Source organism: Phycisphaeraceae bacterium, from assembly GCA_040222855.1.
Lineage (GTDB): Bacteria > Planctomycetota > Phycisphaerae > Phycisphaerales > Phycisphaeraceae > Mucisphaera.
Genome location: JAVKCD010000018.1, coordinates 295,129 through 314,932, shown reverse-complemented (window position 1 = coordinate 314,932; position 19,804 = coordinate 295,129). Strand labels below are relative to the sequence as shown.

Below are 19,804 nucleotides of genomic sequence, written 5' to 3'. Positions count from 1 at the left end.
GTGTTGTGGCCGACACCGCGGGTCTGAATCGCTTGGTTTTTGGGTCCTGCCGCAAGGGGCGTGCTGTGAATCGAAGGGACTGGTTGATGCGCCTCATGGTGGGGTTAATCGTGTTTTGCTTGGCGGTTCCTGCGATCGCTCAGCAAGGGGATGAAGTAACGGCTGATCCGGTTAAGGTCGCCGCCTCGCCTGCGGACGGCCCGGTTTTTCCGCTTGGCTTGCTTCAGTTGCGTTACGCCGAAGACCACCCCCGACACCCCTTGCTTGATCCAGTCATGGACGCGATGGTGCGCCTGACGCCGACCGACACCGGCTATATCGCCGAGCGTCCCGATGGGCCGGTGGAAGTTTTCCGGCTCGGTTCCATCGGCGAGAAGGGCACGCGATCGTTTCACGCTTCCGCGATCCTCATGATCAGCCGGTCGATCGCTCAGACGCTCAACGATATTGGCCTGGTTGGCGTCTACGTCGCGCCCGATCCCGAGCAGATCGATGTCTTTGGCGAGGATCTCCGGCTATCGGGCGATGACGGTTTGACCATGGTGGTCAACACCAGCGTGGTGTCTTCGACGCTGACGATCACAACCGATGACTCCGGCGAAAACCGGCAGGAGCAACTGCCTCGGCAGGACTGGATTCCCGAGCGAGCGCCGGTCCGACCGTGGGACGGAACAGGACCCCGCGATGACCTGCTCTGGCTCCGACAGATCGAGGATTACGCTTTCCGACTCAACAGAGTGCCCGGCCGACGGATCGACGTTGCGGTCGCCGCGATCGAAGACGAAGAGGGCGAGCCCGGCGTCGAACTTGAATACCTCATCTCAGAGAGCAAGCCCTGGCGGGTGTACGCACAGATCACCAACAACGGAACGCCTCAGACCCGCGACTGGCGCGAGACCTTTGGGTACACCAACACCCAACTCACCGGGCGTGATGATGTGCTCTCGCTGAGCTACTCGACCACGGCGTTCGATCAGAGCCACACCGGCAGCGTGATGTACGAAGCGCCGTTTGAGCGTGGCGGGCTCTGGCGTTACCGGCTCTCGGCGACCTACAGCCAGTACGACGCTTCGGAGGTCGGTGTGCTTGCCTCGAACTTCTCCGGCGAGAGCGTCATTCTCGCTGGCGAGGTATCACGGCAGGTCTATCAGGATGGTGACTTTTTCATCGACGCCTTCGCCGGGCTCAGCCCGCAGTACCTGCAAACCGAGAACGTCACGGGTGTGTCAACACTCAAGGGTGAGGAGGTCTTTATCCTTCCTGAGATCGGCGTCCGAGCCCAGCGGGCGCGCCAGACCGAATCACTCTTCGGGCAGGTCAGCCTGCTCTGGAACGCGACCACCGCCACCACCGACAACGTCAGCGACCTCGGGCGTGCGGGCGCCGATGCGGAGTTCGAGATTCTCCGCTGGAGCGGTTTTTTCAGCTTCTACCTCGAACCGCTGTTCGACCGTGCGGCCTGGGAAGACCCAACCACCCCCGAGACCTCCACGCTGGCCCATGAGATCGCCTTGCGTTTTGAAGGCCAGCACTCCTTTGACAAGCGGCTGATTCCCCAGCAGCAGATGACCTTGGGCGGTTTTTATACGGTTCGGGGGTATCCGGAATCCGCAGCGACCGGCGACACCGCGATCTTTGGGTCCGCCGAGTACCGGCTGCACGTCCCACGCCTTCTTCCCGTGTCTGCCGTGCCTGCCCAGCTTCCCATGATCGGCCAGCCGTTTCGTGTTTCAGCCCCCCAGGTTTACGGGTATCCCGATTGGGACCTGGTATTTAAGGGGTTTTTTGACGCCGGAAAGGCTTATAACGCGGATCGTCTCGGATTTGAGAATGATGAGCTGCTAATTGGTACTGGAGTTGGCGTAGAGATATCTGTGAAGCAAACTTTACAGGTGCGGATTGACTGGGGCATCGGCCTCAAAGACCTCGAAGGTGGCGGGTACACCGCGGGCAGCAACCGCTTTCACATCCAGGCTGGCCTGGTCTACTAGCCCCCGCACGAAGGACTGGCATCATGGCGCGTCCATATCTCTCTGAAGCATTGCTCTGGCACTACGTCACCCGCAGGGTTCCGACCCTGGCTGCGGCGGTCCTCGCCGGGTCCGCAGCCACCTCCGCTGTCGCTGCGCCTCAGGTCCAGAACATCGCGGCGGGTGAGGTCTCGATCTCCCAGCAGGGCACGACCACACAGATCACTGCCAGCAACAACAGCATCATCAACTACAGCCAGTTCAACATTGCCGCCAACGAGACCGTGCAGTTCATCCAGCCCAACGCGCAGTCGCGTGTGCTCAACCGGGTCAACAGCGTGGACCCCACCCGCATCGACGGCAACCTGTTCGGCAACGGCAGGGTGTACATCCTCAACCCCGCGGGCATCTTCTTCGGTAATCAGGCGGTGGTGAACGTCGCCGAGTTGCACGCCGCCGCCGGCGCGATGAGCAATGGCGACTTCCTCAGTGGGACCGATCGCTTTACCCAGCTCACCGGCGTTGTGAACCAGCAGGGCATGATCCAGGCCGATGCGGTCAGCTTGCTCGGTCATCGTGTCGAGAACCTCGGCACCATCATCGCGCCTCAGGGTTCGATCACCCTCGCTGCAGGCGACAGCGTCTACATCACGCGCATCGGCGGGGTGGTCTCCGCCAAGGTCGATGCCAGCGGGCTACTTGGCGAGGAAGCCGGTGTCATCAACGAGGGCACGCTCGACGCCCAGGGCGGTCAGGTCCGCCTCGGCGCGGGTGACATCTACGCCTTGGCCATCCGCCAGCAGGGCACCGTCAAGGGCAAGGACATCAGCCTCGAAGCCGGTGCCGGGCTCGTCACGGTCAACGGCTCGATCGAAGCCCGTGATGGAGACCAAGGCGGCATCTTGACCATCTCGAGCGCGGGGAACGGTTCCATCGATATCACGAGCGATCAGAGCACTGTCGGTACCCCCGGGATCATCACTGGCGATGCCAGCATCACCGCTGGAGCCCAGATCAGAATCGCTTCGCCATTCACCGCCAGCGGTCATGTGGAGCTTTCGCAGACCAACACCACCGGCACTGGCGTCAAGATCGATGCCGCTACGCAGGCTGCTTCTCTGATGGTCGAATCGGCCACCAACTTCGAGCTCAGCCAGCCCCTGACCGTCGCTGGCGGGGATGTCGTCATCAACGCAAACGACGTCGTGGCCATCTTCGGGGCCGTGACCACGGCTGGTGGGGACTTCACGGCTCAGGGAGAGAACCTTGGGCCAAGCCCTGTCGGCAGCATCAACACCTTAGGCCCCACCTCTGACGGCCAGGTCACGTTGACTTTCAGCGATTTCGCCGGGCCGCCAGCCATCACCGCCGGTGATGTCGTGCTGAACGTCGAGGGTGCCACGATCCGCAGGGCGATCAGCTCCTCGGGCGTCATCGACATCAACTCAGACACCGCCCTCGATATCAGGGCGATGATGACCGGTGAAAGTGACATCTGGCTCGATGCAGGCGGAACCCTAACTGTCCGGCAAGCGGTCAGCAGCATCAACGGGTCCATCAATCTCCAGACCCCAACGCTGACGATGACCAATGCGGGTGTCCTGAGCGCTGGCGGAACTGAAATCGTCCTCGGGGCCAACGCTTACAACATCGCGCCCGGTGCCCTGGTTGATGCAGGCGACGGCTTTGTCGTTCTCTTCGATAACAACGAGGCCCCCCGTCACCTGGTCTTGGGTGACAACGCCACCGTCGGATCACCCTCGACTGTCTTCGGTCTCGATGCTCTGGGTGCCGTCCGGGCCGGTACTCTGGAAACAGTCCAGTTCGATCAGAACATCACCGTCGGCACGATCACCGATGGGTCGCTGGGGCTCGCTGCGGGCACCGACCTGCTGCTGGTCGGTCAGCAGATCAACTTCCTCGATACACCATCCTCGATCGATCTTGGCGACGGTACGCTCCGGGTCCAGGCGACCCAGCTCATCAATGTCAACGAGAGTATCAGCGCAGCTTCGCTCGAACTCACGCGACACAGCTTCAACGCACCGCTGATCACCATCAGCAACGCCATCACGCTCACAGGAACGGGCCCGTCCAGTGTCCTTGGCGAGAGCATCATCATCACGCCGGGGGGCGGGCTTGACGCCGCCGGCCAGAGCCTGTCACTCAGTGCCGAGAACTTCATTCAGGTCTTCGGCGATGTGGTCGCCGAGAGCATCGACTTCACGACCGGGAGCTTTACTCTGTTTCTCGATGGCTCGATCGGTTCTGAGTCGACCGACCTGATCCGCATCCAGTCCAACAGCATCGATTACATCACCGCCTTGCTGGAAGCGGACGCGGCAACGCTCGGTAGTTCCATCACGGCCGGCGTCGTCGAACTTCTGCCCTTCGCCGGTACCGAGATCGCGATCAACAACATCCTGCCCGGCAGCGGACTGAATCTCAACGATTCACTCCTCACTCAGATCGACGCGGCCGAACTCCATATTGGCGACAGCGAGAGCTGGCGGATCAGCCTCGGACACATTTTCGCCGATGAGGGCACGCTCCTTGTTCTCACCACCGGTCAGGATGTGATGACCGACCCGTCTGGTTCGCTGCTGAACATCGGCGGAGGCGGGGCCGTGCGCATCGTCGCCCAGACCGGCATCGGTACAGCCACCAACCCGATTGCCACCGACCTTTCAGCGATCGAGGCGGTCACCACCACCGGCGGGGTCTACATCAGCAACGGTCGCTCGGTGACTTCACTCCTCCTCGACGCGGGCGACTCCGACATCACCTTCGAAAACGCTGGCGAAATCCTTGACCTCGATATCGAACTCGACCTGATCGGCAATGTCGCGACCGTGTCGGCCACGAACATCGTTACCCCGCTCCAGACCCAGGTCTCGCAGTTCAACTTCAATGGTGTGAATCAGAACGGCGGCGAGGGACAGCTCTCCGTTACAGGCGACATTTCCGGATTCAGCTTCGATTCCACCACCAAGGCCGCCGTGCTCACGGCCACAGGGTCGATCTCCAATGTCAGCGTGAACGTCCCCCGAGCAACCCTGACCGCTGGTGGGGACATCCTCGACTCGATCCTTGACGGGAACGAACAGGTCCATCTCATTAGTGGCGGGAACATCGTTGGCGTGACCGCGACGGCGGGCACCTCCCTCACCGCTGAGGCGGCGGGCTACATCCGCGACTCGTTCTTCACCGCTGGCACAACCATGAACCTCCAGGCCGCGTCGATCGGTCTGATCGACGCCCCGGTCATTGTCACGGCTGACTTGCTTAGCGGATCGACGACCTCCGGCGACGCCTACCTCCAGACCGCAGGCAGCAACGGACAACTCTCCCTGGCCTTTACCGCAGCTCAGACCCTGCGACTCGTCAGCGACCTCGACATCCACCAGTCCGGCACCTGGTCCGGTTCCACGGTCGATATCGATACTCTCGGGTCCATGCAGGTCAACGCCCTGGTCTCGGCCACCGGCGACAACACCGTCTACCTGACCTCCGATGGCACGATCAGCATCAGCGGCAGCGCCGTCATCGACACCACGGCCAACAGCGCCGACGTGATGCTCCAGGCCCACGACCTCGACATCGACACCGAGTCGCAGATCTACGCCGGGCAAGGCACGGTCGCCATGATGCCTTGGGAAGGCCAGACCATGACCGTCGGCGAGATGCCCGTGTCATCCGCCGACGCCGAAACGACCAACGGCTTCCACATCGACCAAACCGAGATCAACACCATCAAGAGCGCCTCAGAAGTGCTCATCGGCTCGATGGAATCTGGGCCCATGCACATCGGTAGCGTTGACTTGGCCGGCAAAGCCATGGACCTGACCCTCTATTCCGGCTCGACGATCGACGAGATGGCCAATGATATGTCCGTCAAACTCCGCACCGATGGACGCCTGAAGATGGTCTCCGGCGGAGAGATCGGACGTGACCCCGTCGAGATCGAGAACTCGCCTTACGACGCCCTCGATATCGAAGTCGCCTACCTCGACGTCACGGTGACCCAGCCCGGCAAGGTCAGCCTCATGGATGTCGGCGGCCTCACCGTCGAGTACATCTACACCACCTCCGGCGACATCTTCCTCGAATCCACCGGCGAGATCATCGCCCTCGATGTCACCGCCAACAGCGATATCGACTTCACCGCCCAGCAGGGGGGTATCCAGGTCGGCCGCATGCAGGCATCCGAAGGCGTCAACCTCAACGCCTTCCAGGGCTCGATCACTCAGGCCGCTGGCGTGCCGGTCCAGCAGATCGTCGCCCCTTCCACCACGATGAACGCTCAAAGCGTCGGCAGCACAGGTGCCCCGATCAACACCGCCGTTAACTCGATGACCGTTACCACCACCGCTGGCGGGCAGAACCTCAGCCAGTCCGGCAACCTCGGCAGCCTCAACCTCAACGCCGGCACCGGCAGCGTGAACCTCAACGTCCAGGGCGGGATCAATGACGCCGACTCCGGAATCGACATCCGCGCCGGATCAACCAGCATCACTGCCACCAGCGTCGGCGGGTCCGGCCAGCGCGTGCAGATGGCGACCCGTCAGTTGACCATCAACGCCGACTCGACCATCAGCATCGGCGACCCCGAAGGCGTTCTCCAGACCGCTGAACTCAACACCACCGGCGGTGTCGATGTCCGCACCACCAACCCCAACGCCCGCATCTCCGGTTCGGGCAACATCAGCGTGGACCAGCCCCTCGATCTCGCCGAAGACATTCCACAGCTCTCCGGCGAAGAAGGCCCCGAGGGCCAGGGCATCGAAGTCGCCGAGCCTCTCTGGGTCGTCGGCGAGTTCGCCGAACGCGACGGCTGGCTCGACGAACACGAACTGCTCCGCGAACTCACCGAGCAGTGGGGTGATCGCCTCGCCTTCTACATCGAGCAAGGCCTCCGCGCCCGCGGGCAGCGCACGTCTGGCGTCAGTGAGGAGATCTCCGATCAGGAGATCCGATCCCTCATCGCCCAGGGCCTTGAATACTTCTGTCAGGGCATGATCGAGGACCTCGACCTCGGCCAGGACGCCCAGGGCCAGCCTGTCGCAACCCTTACCCTCGTCTACGAGCTTCAGAAAAATGTCTCCAATCACATGACTCTGGTGCAGAAAAAACGCCTCCGCACCCGCGACAACTCCGAGCCTCAGATCACCCCCGATGACCTTGACGACCTGCTCCAACTCGCCGCCGAGCGGATCGTGGATCGCCTCATCGATGACGCCCCGACGGGGATGATGGGTGTGAGAGGGTAAACTCCCTTTCATGCCGAAACCTCGCCGCGCTCGCATCCAGACTGGCCGTTCCTGGCTCACCTTCGCCGTCGCCGCGCTTGCCGGGATCCTGATCGTCGCTCTCCACCGCGCCGAGCCACGGTTTCTTACGCCGTTGGAGAGCTACAACTACGACACCCTCCTCCAGCAGCGATCGCATGTGCCCGATGTTGATGATCGCCTGATTCTCCTGGCACTCGACAACCGGGAAGAGGACTTCATCACGCACCTCCGCGAAGAGTGGGAAGACCTCGACGGCGAGTACTACAAAGACTATTTCGAGGGTGTCATCACCCCTATCGATCAGATCACCGATCGCGAACTGCTCCGCATGGCCCACGGCAGGCTTATGCAAGCCTTCGGCCAGATGGGCGTGACCGCCATGGTCTGGGATGTTGCCTTCGACACCCTCACCTCTCGCGATCCAAATCAAATTTCCGAGGCCGACACGCTCCTCCGGGATGGCCTCGCTTCGGTACCAAGCTTTCTCGCTATTGAAGGCAGGCTCGTTGATACCGGCGAGCAGGCAACCGTCCGCAACACCGATGACAACCAACTGATCAATCAGGTCGCTGTCGGCTCGCAGGCCGAGCTGGCCGATCGCTGGCCTGTTCCTTATTTCCGTGTCGGCAAGCTCCGGCCCAATCCCAAGTTCAGCGATGCCGCCGTTGGCGGAGGCCACGTCGCCTACACCCTCGAAGACGACGGCGTCGTCCGCAGAACCCCACTCGTCACCAACGCCAACAACCGACTCTTCCCCTCGCTCCCCTTCGCCGCCGCCCTCCACGCACTCGACCCCTCGGGCCAGCTGCGCCAACGCATCCGCCAGTCCGGTCGCTCGATTCTTCTCCCACTTGCCGACGGCGATCGAAGCCTCCCAATCGACGAAGCCGGACGACTCCGCATCAACTTCATCCCCGACTGGCTGCAGAACGCCGAGGTCCGCTCCTACTACACCACCTGGGAATCGGTCGTCCCCTTCCCTGAAGACTTCCGATCAACCTACCAAGGTAAGATCATCCTCATCGGCGAGACCGCTACCTACACCAACGACCTCGTCACCAGCCCGCTCGACTTTGAACTCCCGGGCGTCATGGTGCTCTACAACGTCATCAATGGCGTCCTCACAGGACAGATCATCACCGCTGCGCCGCGCTGGCTCGTTGAAGGACTCACCATCTTTCTCGGGTTGGCGCTGGGGGGCATCTACCTCCTCCGCAGTGCCTGGCTCTCGGTCGCGGCGACCGCGAGCATCATCATCGGTCTGTTGCTCGCGTCCCCGATGCTCTTCGTCGGCCCCACGCCTTACTACCTGCCCGTCGCCCTTCCCCTCGTCTCAGTGATCCTCGCGGCCACGGCCGCCACGCTCGCGGCGCTCAGCCGAGCCTACCGCTGGGCCACGCGTCTCTCGACCATCCTTAGCCGCTTCGTCTCGCCAGCCCTTCTTGAAGAACTCTATCGCCATGGCGTCACGCGAACCTCGCTAGCTCCTGTCCGCCACGAGATCACGATCATGTTCGTCGATATCGCCGGCTTCACCTCACTCAGCGACACGGCAGAGCCCGAAGAGATCTCCGAGTTCCTCACCGTCTGGTACGAAGAAGCCATGGCCATCCTCGTCGAAAACCACGGAACCCTCGACAAGTTCCTCGGCGACGGCGTGCTTGCCTATTTTGGCGCACCCGAGCCCCTGGAAGACAAGGCAGCCTGGGCAGCCAGGGCAGCTCTGGCGCTCCAGGCAAGATTTGACGCCATCTCCGATCGACTCGCCAAGTCGCGCAAGACCCTCAAGATCCGTGCCGGTTTATGCACCGGATACGCCACTGTGGGCTATTTAGGTGGCGATCGCTTCGCCGCGTACACCATCCTCGGGCGTCCAGTGAACATGGCCGCCCGTCTTGAGCAGAACTGCAAACCCGGTCAGGTCACCATCGAGAAGAAGACCTGGGCCCACCTTGACGGACGCTTCGAGCTCGAACAACTCGAGCCCATTCACGCCAAAGGCATCGAACGCCCGATCGAAGCATGGCAGGTTGTCCGTGAACTGAGTCCGGATGAGCGGTTTGGGCAAGCCCAAGCTGTTGATTCTTAGCCAGTTCCGCTAGGATCCTGGCGATTTGAATTCGTAGCTATCACTGAAGGCATGGGGTGGTGGATCCCTGCCTGTTCGCACATACGAGAGGAAGCGCGGCATCGAGCCGCGCCATGGAGAAAGAAATGCGTGCTAACAGCGGTCGTCATGCGCCCATCTTGCCTGCGGGCCTCGAAAACCTCGAGTCTCGCGTGCTCTTCTCAGCAACGCCCCTGGAATCCTTTGCCGACTCAGACGGACACGGCCCAGCCTGCGCATGCTGCGGATGCTCAGGTATGGGGACCTCCGATGAAGTCCATCATGCCAACGATGGCCACAATCACAGCGACGACCTGATCGATCTGGGCAACGGACTCGAGATCTATCGTGACCAGGCCGTCCCCGAAGACGTCCTCGCTGAATACCTGGCCTCACTAGATGGCGGCTCAGGAACAACCAGCGGATCAGGCGACCTCTTCAGTCTCGACTCTGTACCTCAACTCAGCAGCCTCCCCGGCTCGACCATGACCATCTATCTCGACTTCAACGGCCACACAACCTCCAGCACGAGCTGGAACTGGAGCTTCACAGGCGGAGCGTCATTCGATACCCCCGCGTATTCCATCGACGATGATCTCACGACGTTCTCGCAAACCGAACTCGATCGCATCGAGCAAATTTGGGCACGCGTCGCCGAAGACTACGCACCCTTCGATGTGAACGTCACGACGGTCGAGCCCGATTCCAATCAGCTCCGTCTTGGCGGTGAACTGCCCTACGAATGGGGTAACCGAGTCGTCATAGGCGGCAGCAGCAGCGACTGGTATCTCAACCCTGGCCAGGGCTCCGCAGGAGGTGTCGCCTTCGTCGGTTCCTTCAACTGGACCAGCGACACACCAGCCTATGTCTTCGAAGATCAACTCGGAAACGGCGCTGAGAAGTTTGTCGCAGAAGCCATCTCCCACGAAGTCGGACACACCCTCGGGCTCCGACACCATGGCCAGGTCGGTAATGAATACTACAGTGGGCACGGCGACTGGGCACCCATCATGGGCAACAGCTACTACAAACAAGTCACTCAGTGGAGCGCCGGTGAGTACAACAACGCCAACCGATCGACTCAATACGACGTGGATATCATCGGCAGCGGACGTGAAGGCGTCTTCTTCCGAGTCGATGACCACGCCAATGACTTCAGCGCAGCCACACAACTCGGATCTGGCGATGTCTTTGCTTCCGGCGTCATCGCCAGCCAGCTCGACCTTGATATCTTCGGCTTCATCACCACCGGCGGCAGCTTCCAGATGAACATCGACGCACTAGGCGAGGAAGCCAATCTCGACATCGAGGCCAGGATCTATAACGAGCAGGGCGATCTTATCGCGATCGATAACCCCCTTGATTCACTCGACGCGAACTTCGATCTCACCCTCGAGGCCGGCCACTACTTCGTCGTAGTTGATGGCGTCGGCACCGGCGATGGTGTCTCCGGATACTCCGACTACGGCAGCATCGGTAGCTATGAAATCCACGCCGCCATCAACGCGCCCGAAACCATGCTCGGCGATCTCAACGGCGACCTGATCATCAGTGTCGTCGACCTTGATCTGCTCGCAGGTGATATCCTCAGCGGGTTCTACTCCACAGCAGGTGATGTCAACTCCGATGGCATCACTGACTCTATGGACCTCAATCTCCTCGTCGAGCAACGTCTGGGTACAGTCGCTGGCGACGCCAACCTCGACGGTCGCGTTGACCTCAACGACCTCGCGATCATCGGGACGAACTTCGGTAAAACGGTCAGCAGTTGGACCCAGGGTGACTTTAATGCGGACGGTATTGTCAACCTCGCCGATCTCTCCAACATTGGGTTGTACTTCGGCTTCAACACCAGCTCAGAGAGCGTCTCCGGTTTCCCGGCGTTGAGTGATGTCGCCTCTACCATGGAGGAACAAGCAGCTCTCGACGCCGCCCGTGATGCACTCACGCAGCCCTCCTCAGTCACAGCAATGATTGAGCCCGCAGCGACGGACAGTCACGCATGGGTCAGTCAGCGCATGGAAAAAGCCGGCATGCCCCGCTTGGTCCTCAATGACTGGATCGACGCTGAAGAAGAACAACAGGAACTCTTCGGACTCTGGAATCGCGCAGCCTGATCCGATGCAATGAACCCCCCGACCGACCGGTGGTAGTGTGGGGGGGTTGACGGTCGGCAGCGGCGCGGCGTAGCCTCCGGACTCCCAATCAAGGAGCTGCCCGTGGCCCTGCTCGACGCCCCTCGTTTCTCACTCGCACAACTTCCAACCCCGCTGGTGCCCGCTCGACGCTTCTCTGAAGCGCTCGGCGGGCCCGCGGTTTGGATCAAACGCGACGACCTCACCGGACTCGCCACAGGCGGGAACAAAACCCGCAAGCTCGAATACTCCCTCGGCAAAGCCCTCGCCGAAGGGGCCACCGACCTCATCACCGAAGGCTCCATCCACTCCAATCACTGCCGGCAAACCGCCGCCGCCGCCTGCGCAGCAGGACTCGCCTGCCACCTCGCCCTCAACGCCGAATCCGTCCCCGCCATCCCGCAGGGCAACCTCCTCATCGACCTGCTCTACGGTGCCCAATGCCACTACGTCACCACCGGCCCACAGCGCAAAACCAAGATGCAGGACATCGCCGACCAACTCTCCGCCGATGGCCGATGCCCCTTCATCATCCCCACTGGCGCGTCCGATGAAACCGGCTGTCTCGGCTACGCTGCCCTTGCCCTCGAACTCCAGCACCAGCTCTGGTCCCAAAGCCTCACACCCGACTACGTCTACACACCCTCGTGCTCAGGCGGAACCCACGCTGGCATCCTCCTGGGCAAAACATGGTTCGGACTCGAACCGCCCATCCGCGCTGTCCTCGCCGCTGGCCAGGCCGAAGAAGAACGCCGCTTCATCCACGACCTCACCCTCCGCGCCGCCTCTGCAGCCAGCGGACCCATCGAACTAGCGATGGACAATGTTCAGTGTGACGATTCTCAGGTCGGTCCCGGCTATGGCATCGCCACCGAAGCCTGCCTCGAAGCCATCCAGCTCCTCGCCCAGACCGAAGGTATCCTTCTCGACCCCGTTTACTCCGGCAAAGCCATGGCGGGGCTCATCGCTGATATCCGCGAAAAACGCCTCAATTCCGGCCAATCCGTCGTCTTCATCCACACCGGCGGGCAGATGTCCCTCGGTGGAAAAGTCGATCAACTCCAGCCTCTCTGGCACCGCTGACCCCGCCCCGGCAGATTCGAGCAGCCTCCAGCCACGGGCCGATAAGCCCCAAAGCGTGTGGAGTCTGTCGATGACCAGAGCCATAGAGCCCGCCGGGTTCACCGAGCAACTAGCCACACATAACCCCCTGCGTGTCGCCCTCGATCGCGGTCGGTTCACAGACGCCGCGCGCCTCGCCAACGAGTCTGTTCATCCCATCGACGACGCCCTCCTCCGCGAGATCGCCGAAGGGCTCATCGCCAAAGCCCGCTGGCTCGAAGCCAGCCAACTCCTTGAACGCCTCATCGACCCCACCGAACCCGATACCCTCAGCCTCAACCTCACCCGCAACCTCGAAACCCTCCGCAAGCATCACCCCAAGGCCTACCGCCGACTCTTCAACACACACGCCACCACCAACTGCCGACTCCTCCGCAACACCGCTGGCGAGCGGACCATCGAACAAACCTCCCGTCAGAACGCCATCCTCTGGACCGGCGTCAACACCAGCGCCTCCCAACAAATCGCATCACTCCCCGAAGCCTGCAACCAGGCTCTAAGCGACCGCCGAGCCCTCGCGCTCCTGGGCCTGGGCGACGGCCACCTCCTCGAACACCTCACCCACGCCTCGCAAGACCCAGGCGACACCCCAACCCAGGCCTCGTCGATCTACGTCCTCGAAACCCGGCCCGAGACCCTCCTCCAGGTCCTGATGATCCACGCCTGGCATACACACGCCAGCCCCCTAACATCAACCAACATCCACTGGTTACTCGGCAATAAGTCTGTTGAGCAGTTTCAACAACTGCTTCAACAACGCACGCTCCTACCTTTCCCCACGGAAGCCATCTGCCTCTCCTCCGATTCAACTTCAATCCAGGCTGGTTTACGGACGATTTCGACTAATCGTGAAACCCGCATCAACCTCCTTGAACAACAAGCCCACGCCCACGCCCAAACCCTCACCGATGACCACCTCCTCGAAGTCCTCGGCGACAACCCACCCCGAAAACCCCGCATCCTCGCCATCACCTCACGCTTCACCAACGTCCTCCAGCACGCCATGAGTGATGTCGCCCAGGCCCTCGACGACATCGGCTGCGAAGTCCGTCTCTACAAAGAACAAGCCGATGACGAACGCTTCGGCTACCTCCCCGGTCTCTCCGAAATCGTCGATTTCAAACCCGACCTCGTCTTCCTCATCGACCACAACCGCGCCGAGTTTGGCGACCTCTTCCCCGCCAACATCCCCTTTATCAACTGGATTCAGGACCACCTCGCCAGCCTCTGCAACCAGCAGGCCGGCCGCTTGATCGGCCCCCGCGACTTCGTGCTCACCGCCAGCCGACCCACCTTCGTTAACCACCATCACTACCCCGACCGTCAGTGCATCGATCTTGGCAAACTCAGCCGAGTCCCCGACCTCCCCACCGAGTGGACCACCAACGGACCCGACCTTCTCTACGTCTCCAACGCCTCACACACCAAGGACGCACTCCTCGAAGAACTCCACAACCAGCTCAGCACCCAACCCCACCTCGTCCAACTCGCCACCACTGTCGCCCAGCAACTCTTCGACATCTACGACCGAGGCGGGCTCATCGACTCCACACGAGCCCTCGCCCAACTCATCGACGAGCAGGCCCGCACCCAGAACCTCACCTGGCCCACGCCCCAGGCCCGTCACATCCTCCGCGACCTCCTCTGGCTCCCGATCAACGACGCCCTCTACCGACAACAGGCCCTCCATTGGGCCATCAACGCCGCCAGGCAACTCGGCCTGAACCTTGAAATCTACGGAAAAGGCTGGGAAAACCACCCCGCCTTCGCTCCCTACGCCCGTGGCTCCATCGGCTACGGCGAGCCTCTCGAACAACTCACCCGCTCCGCCGCGATCAACCTCCGACTCGAACCCTACCCCACACTCGCCCACCAACGCATGCTCGACGGCCTCTTTGCTGGCGGGTTCTACCTCACTCGAACGTTCGCACCCGACCCGCTCTTCACCCAACTCCTGGGCTTTATCGATCAGCACACCAACCCTCAGGTGCAAACCCTCGATCACGCACGCCAACTCATCTCACCCGATCACCGCCACCAACTCGAACACCTCGCCGCCCGCTGCATCGCCTGCTACGACGAATCGTCGCAGTGGGACCCCGTCGCCGCAGGCCGCATCAGCCAGAACCTCGGCATCCTCAAGCCCGGCCGCGAAGCCATCCCCGACCTCAACGCCATCAGCTTCACCACTGCTGAGCAGATGACCGATTGCATCCAGCACTTCATCAGCAACCCAGAACAACGCCGCGCTATCGCTAAGCGACAACGCGACGCTGTCTCCAATCGCTTCAGCTACCCACACGGACTCAGGAACGTCCTCGACACGATCCGCCAACGGATCGTCGACCAGCCCTCGAAGTCCGAGAGGTCCACAGCATGAACGTCAGCTACGTCATCGTCACCCACAACCGTCGGTCGTCACTGACCCGAACCCTCAAACGCCTCCGCGCCCTGGTCACCCCAACCCAAACCCAGGACATCTGGGTCATCGACAACGCCTCCGACGACGGCACCGTCGCCACCCTCAACGAGTCCTTCCCCGAAGTCCACCTCATCGAACGCCGCGACAACGCCGGAGCCTGCGCCCGCACTGATGCCATCGGCCGCGCCGCAGGCGATCTCCTCGTCTTCCTCGATGACGACAGCTACCCACTCCCGGGCGTGACCGAAGCCGCCATCGAACGCTTCGCGCGACAACCCAGCCTCGGCCTTCTCGCCGGAGCCATCGAACTCCCCGATGGCTCAGCCGAAGCCTCCGCCTACCCCCTCTGCCCCGTCGGCTGCGGGATGATCGGCCGACACCACGCCCTCAAAGAGCTAGGCGGATTCGATCGCTGGTTCGGACGACAGGCCGAGGAGTTTGACCTCACCCTCCGTATGCTCCTCGCCGGCTGGGGCGTCAAACGCGATCCCAACCTCGTCTTCCGCCACGACAAACCCGCAGGCCAGCGCCCCGCCGCCGAGGTCTGCCTGCTCGACCTGCGCAACAACCTCGTCATCGCCGACCGCTACCTGCCACCCGACCTCGCCCTAGCCTACCGCACCGACTGGACCCAGCGCTACACGCTTATCGCCGCCGGACTCGACCTCGATGTCTCGATGGACACCGCCGTCGCCGAAGCCGACGAAAAACGCGCCGCCGAAGCCCGCACCGCACGCACCGCCCTCAGTCCCGCAGCCGTCGAGCGCGTCTTCGGCATCGAAGCCCAGGCCCGCCACGTCGCCGAGTGGTCCCGCCGCTACGAACCCCGTCACGTCCTCATCGCCGACTTCTCCAAAAACCTCTACGCCACCTACGACGCCTGCCGTCGTTCCGGACTCGAGGTCATCGCCATCGCCGAAAACAACCCAGCCTTCTCAGGACACTTCTACCGCGACGTCCCCATCCTCGACGACCGCTCCGCCTTCGAACTCGAACACGATGGCGTCATCGTCGCCACCATCAACCCCGCTCAACTCCCCGCACGCCTCCGCGACATCAGACCCATCACCAGCAAACCCATCCTCGACTTCGCCGAGCAGGAAGACAACGCCGCAGAAGACTGGCAACCCAGCAGAGGGGCGGCCTGATGGCGACCAACTCCCTCGCAGTCCGACTCAGCCGCTGGCTCCTCCCACGCATGGCACCCGTCGTCGTCCCTCACCCCATCCCGGGCTGGTACCTCGGCTTCGGCGAATGCCGCCGCGATCTCAGGCACCGCGCCCGCAAACTCCTGCTCCGCTCCTTCAAACACCCCGCCCGACTCCGCTGGATCGATGACCTCGAACTCATCGCCTACCCCTACAACGAGGTCACCCGATCCCTGATGATGACCGGCCTCTACGACCCCACCGAACTCAGCTATCTCCAGCAAAGGCTCCACCCTGGCATGACATTCATCGACGCCGGAGCCAACCTCGGCCTCTACAGCCTCGTCGCCTCACGCAGGGTCGGACTCGAAGGCCGCGTCATCGCCATCGAACCCTCCTGCCGCGAACACGACCGCCTGCTCCGCCACATCGATATCAACCACGCAAACAACATCGAAGCCCTCAAACTCGCCGTCGCCGACGACATCGACACCATCGGACTCAAAGTCGCCGACGACAAACACGCCGGACACAACACCCTCGGCAGCTTCGCCTATGAAGCCACTCGACTCGATCGCGTCGAGTGTGTCCGAACCACCACCATCGACCAGATCGTCAGCCAGCGATCCCTCAGCCGAGTCGACCTCATCAAACTCGACATCGAAGGCGCAGAACTCGCCGCCATCCGTGGTGCCAGCGAAACGCTCCAACGCTTCCACCCCGAACTCCTCGTCGAGTTCAACGAAAAAAGCCTCAACGCTCAGGGCGCCACCACCGCCGACCTCTGGTCACTCATCGAGTCCCACGGCTACGACATCGGCTCGATCGACAACGCCCGCGGGGCATTCACACCCACCACCCTCGACAACCGACCGGGCGTCTCGCTCAATCTTATCGCCCGTCACAAGCAGCAGGTCAATCGCCTTGCCGCATAATGCCCCCCAGCCCGGACCCTGGCACGATGACCCACCCGGACTCCACGAGTCTGAGCCCCTCTCACTGGCCATCATCATCCCCAGCTACAACCGAGCCGCCTACCTCCGCGACGCCATCGACTCCGTCCTCGCGCAGGATCACCCCCGCCTGAGCTGCCGCGTGATGGACGCCGGCTCCACCGACGGTTCCCTCGACATTCTCCGATCCTTTGGCGACCGCATCACCTGGGTGAGCGAACCCGACCAGGGCCACGCCGACGCCATCAACAAAGGCTGGCGACAAACCGATTCCGACATCGTTCACTGGCTCAACGCCGACGACACCCTCGCCACGCCAGATAGCGCCCACCTCGCCTGCCAGTACCTCGCCGCCCGACCCGAAACCGACATCGTCTACGGACACTGCCACTGGATCGACGAACAGGGCCACGACCAAGGGCGCTCCTACGCCCAGCCCTGGTCCCTGCCCTTCGCACTGGTGACCGCCGACCACTGCATCCCCCAGCCCGCCGCCTTCATCCGCCGCTCTCTCATTAACCGCATCGGCGACCTCCGCACCGATATCTTCACCAAAGACCGCGAGTTCTGGCTCCGCGCCGGCCTCCACGCCCGCATCGACGCCTGGCCGCGTCTCCTCGCCTTCCAACGCAACGACGCTGGCATCAGCTTCCTCGGCCGCCAGGTCGCCCCCGCCATCGTCGAGGTCACACGCACCTTCTACAAACAACTCGATGTCCCCCAACAACTCCGACAACTCAAACCCCGCGCCATGAGCAACGCCCACCTCCGCGCCGCCTATTACGCATGGGCTGGCGGAAGACACCGGGACCTCTACGCCAAACACCTCCTCCTCGCCCTCCTCTCCGATCCCGCCAACACCGCCCGCGCATGGTGGCACCTCCGCCGATACCTCGGCGAATCAATCGGCCTCCCCAGGCCCACAAGTCCCATCCCGGCGTAAGGACAACCCATGACCCAGGCACCCCTCAAACACTTCGAGTCGGTCCCCATCGACGCCGTCCGACACTACTGGAATCAGCGCCCCTGCAACCTCCGACACTCACCCGAGCCCGTCGGCACCCGCGCCTACTTCGAACAGGTTGCGCACCGAAAATACCTCGTCGAACCCCACATCCCTCGCTTCGCCGACTTCCCCTCATGGGCCGGCAAACGCGTCCTCGAAATCGGTTGCGGCATCGGCACCGACAGCATCTCCTTCGCCCAGGCCGGCGCCCACGTCACCGCTGTCGATCTCTCCGAAGCATCCCTCAACCTCACCCGACAACGCGCCGAAATCTTCAACGTCCGCGACCGTGTCCGCACCATCCACGCCAACGCTGAAGAACTCGACACCGTCCTCAAACCCGAACCCTTCGACCTCATCTACTCCTTTGGCGTCATCCACCACACCCCGCACCCCGACAACGCCCTCTGCGCCCTGCGCCGATTCACCGGACCCGACACCCACCTCAAATTTATGGTCTACCACCGCCACGCCTGGAAGGTCATGGCCATCGTCCTCGCCGAAGGCTACGGCCGCTTCTGGAAACTCGACGACCTCGTCGCCCGCAGCTCCGAAGCCCAGACTGGCTGCCCCGTCACCTACACCTACACCCGAAAAACCGCCGCCGCATGGCTCGCCCGTACCGGCTTCGAGCCCACCCGCTTCGCCGTCGACCACGTCTTCCCCTACCGCATCGAAGACTACAAACACTACCGCTACATCAAAAGCTGGTACTTCCGCATGCTCCCGCAACCCCTCTTCCGAGCCCTCGAACGCACCATGGGATGGCATCTCCTGATCGACGCCAAACCCGCCACCACCTGACCCACCATGCGCCTCGCCCTCTTCACCACACCCAAAGCCTTCCACGGCCACGCCGCCGTCATCCAGCGCAACGCCCTGCGCTCATGGTCGCTTCTCAACCCACGCCCCGAGATCATCCTCCTCGGCGACGACCACGGCACCGCCAACATCGCCGCCGAGCTGAGCGCCATCCATATCCCCGACATCCCTCTCAGCGACGAGGGCATGCCCTTGCTCAGTGGGCTCTTTAGCCTCGCCGAAGCCGTCACCGACGCCTCCCATCTCTGCTTCATCAACGCTGACATCATCCTCACCGATACGTTCTGGCCAGCCGCCCTTGCCGCCCGCCGCGCCCACAACCGACTCCTCATGGTCGGCCAGCGCTACGACCTCCGCATCGATCACGAACTCGCCTTCGACCCCGACTGGGGGCCTCAACTCATCGACCAGGCCCGCGCCGCCAACAACCTGGGCGGGCCCGTCTACATCGACTACTTCCTCTACCAACGCGGGATCTGGGGACGCATCCCTCCCTTCTCCGTCGCCCGATACTCCTGGGACAACTGGATGATCTACCGCGCCCGCGAGAACCATGTCCCCGTCATCGACGCCACCCGCGGACTCCCCGCCATCCACCAGAGCCACGAGCCCGCCGCCGTCAACCAACGCAAGCAAGGCATCCGCCTGAGCCCCGGCGCTCGCCGAAATCTCGAACTCGCCGGCGGAAAATCCTCCCTCTACACCATCTGGGACTCCACCCACCTCCTCACTGAAGACCTGAAAGTCATTCAGCGCGACACCACCGGCCTCGGCGGCGGAATCTGGTCCTACCGACGCTCCGCCAGACAAGCCTCCTGACGATTCACA

11 protein-coding genes are annotated in these 19,804 nt (G+C 62.5%); all 11 read left to right on the top strand.

Annotated features, from left to right (window positions below; genetic code table 11):
- The first annotated feature begins 119 nt into the window (after nt 1–119).
- The gene (locus RIG82_04960; GenBank protein MEQ9460281.1) at nt 120–1,991 is read left to right on the top strand and encodes a ShlB/FhaC/HecB family hemolysin secretion/activation protein; all 1,872 of its coding nucleotides are present in this window, start codon (nt 120–122) and stop codon (nt 1,989–1,991) included.
- 23 nt (nt 1,992–2,014) lie between these two features.
- Nucleotides 2,015–7,240 (top strand): filamentous hemagglutinin N-terminal domain-containing protein, encoded by a 5,226-nt coding sequence (locus tag RIG82_04955; protein ID MEQ9460280.1) that lies wholly within the window; start codon nt 2,015–2,017, stop codon nt 7,238–7,240.
- A gap of 10 nt (nt 7,241–7,250) precedes the next feature.
- The gene (locus RIG82_04950) at nt 7,251–9,350 is read left to right on the top strand and encodes an adenylate/guanylate cyclase domain-containing protein (GenBank protein MEQ9460279.1); all 2,100 of its coding nucleotides are present in this window, start codon (nt 7,251–7,253) and stop codon (nt 9,348–9,350) included.
- Between the two features lie 275 nt (nt 9,351–9,625).
- Nucleotides 9,626–11,485, top strand: coding sequence for a hypothetical protein (locus RIG82_04945; GenBank protein ID MEQ9460278.1), 1,860 nt, complete (start codon nt 9,626–9,628; stop codon nt 11,483–11,485).
- A 102-nt stretch (nt 11,486–11,587) separates the two neighbouring features.
- Complete coding sequence (locus RIG82_04940; GenBank protein ID MEQ9460277.1) at nt 11,588–12,586, top strand: D-cysteine desulfhydrase family protein; 999 nt, start codon at nt 11,588–11,590, stop codon at nt 12,584–12,586.
- A 70-nt stretch (nt 12,587–12,656) separates the two neighbouring features.
- Complete coding sequence (locus RIG82_04935) at nt 12,657–15,005, top strand: glycosyltransferase (protein MEQ9460276.1); 2,349 nt, start codon at nt 12,657–12,659, stop codon at nt 15,003–15,005.
- Nucleotides 15,002–16,195, top strand: a complete 1,194-nt coding sequence (locus RIG82_04930) for a glycosyltransferase (GenBank protein ID MEQ9460275.1) — start codon at nt 15,002–15,004, stop codon at nt 16,193–16,195. Before RIG82_04935 ends, RIG82_04930 begins: the two co-directional genes overlap by 4 nt.
- Nucleotides 16,195–17,130, top strand: a complete 936-nt coding sequence (locus tag RIG82_04925) for an FkbM family methyltransferase (protein MEQ9460274.1) — start codon at nt 16,195–16,197, stop codon at nt 17,128–17,130. The genes RIG82_04930 and RIG82_04925 overlap by 1 nt, the downstream gene beginning before the upstream one ends.
- The gene (locus tag RIG82_04920; protein MEQ9460273.1) at nt 17,120–18,091 is read left to right on the top strand and encodes a glycosyltransferase family 2 protein; all 972 of its coding nucleotides are present in this window, start codon (nt 17,120–17,122) and stop codon (nt 18,089–18,091) included. The genes RIG82_04925 and RIG82_04920 overlap by 11 nt, the downstream gene beginning before the upstream one ends.
- A gap of 9 nt (nt 18,092–18,100) precedes the next feature.
- Nucleotides 18,101–18,958, top strand: a complete 858-nt coding sequence (locus RIG82_04915; protein ID MEQ9460272.1) for a methyltransferase domain-containing protein — start codon at nt 18,101–18,103, stop codon at nt 18,956–18,958.
- 6 nt (nt 18,959–18,964) lie between these two features.
- A complete protein-coding gene (locus tag RIG82_04910; protein MEQ9460271.1) occupies nt 18,965–19,795 on the top strand; it encodes a hypothetical protein in 831 nt (276 codons plus the stop codon).
- The last annotated feature ends 9 nt before the right edge of the window (nt 19,796–19,804 follow it).

Coding starts and splice junctions, on each gene's coding strand:
- RIG82_04945 (MEQ9460278.1), top strand. CDS start 9,626: ATGGGGACCTCCGATGAAGTCCATCATGCCAACGATGGCCACAATCAC.
- RIG82_04925 (MEQ9460274.1), top strand. CDS start 16,195: ATGGCGACCAACTCCCTCGCAGTCCGACTCAGCCGCTGGCTCCTCCCA.
- RIG82_04915 (MEQ9460272.1), top strand. CDS start 18,101: ATGACCCAGGCACCCCTCAAACACTTCGAGTCGGTCCCCATCGACGCC.
- RIG82_04910 (MEQ9460271.1), top strand. CDS start 18,965: ATGCGCCTCGCCCTCTTCACCACACCCAAAGCCTTCCACGGCCACGCC.
- RIG82_04930 (MEQ9460275.1), top strand. CDS start 15,002: ATGAACGTCAGCTACGTCATCGTCACCCACAACCGTCGGTCGTCACTG.
- RIG82_04950 (MEQ9460279.1), top strand. CDS start 7,251: ATGCCGAAACCTCGCCGCGCTCGCATCCAGACTGGCCGTTCCTGGCTC.
- RIG82_04955 (MEQ9460280.1), top strand. CDS start 2,015: ATGGCGCGTCCATATCTCTCTGAAGCATTGCTCTGGCACTACGTCACC.
- RIG82_04935 (MEQ9460276.1), top strand. CDS start 12,657: ATGACCAGAGCCATAGAGCCCGCCGGGTTCACCGAGCAACTAGCCACA.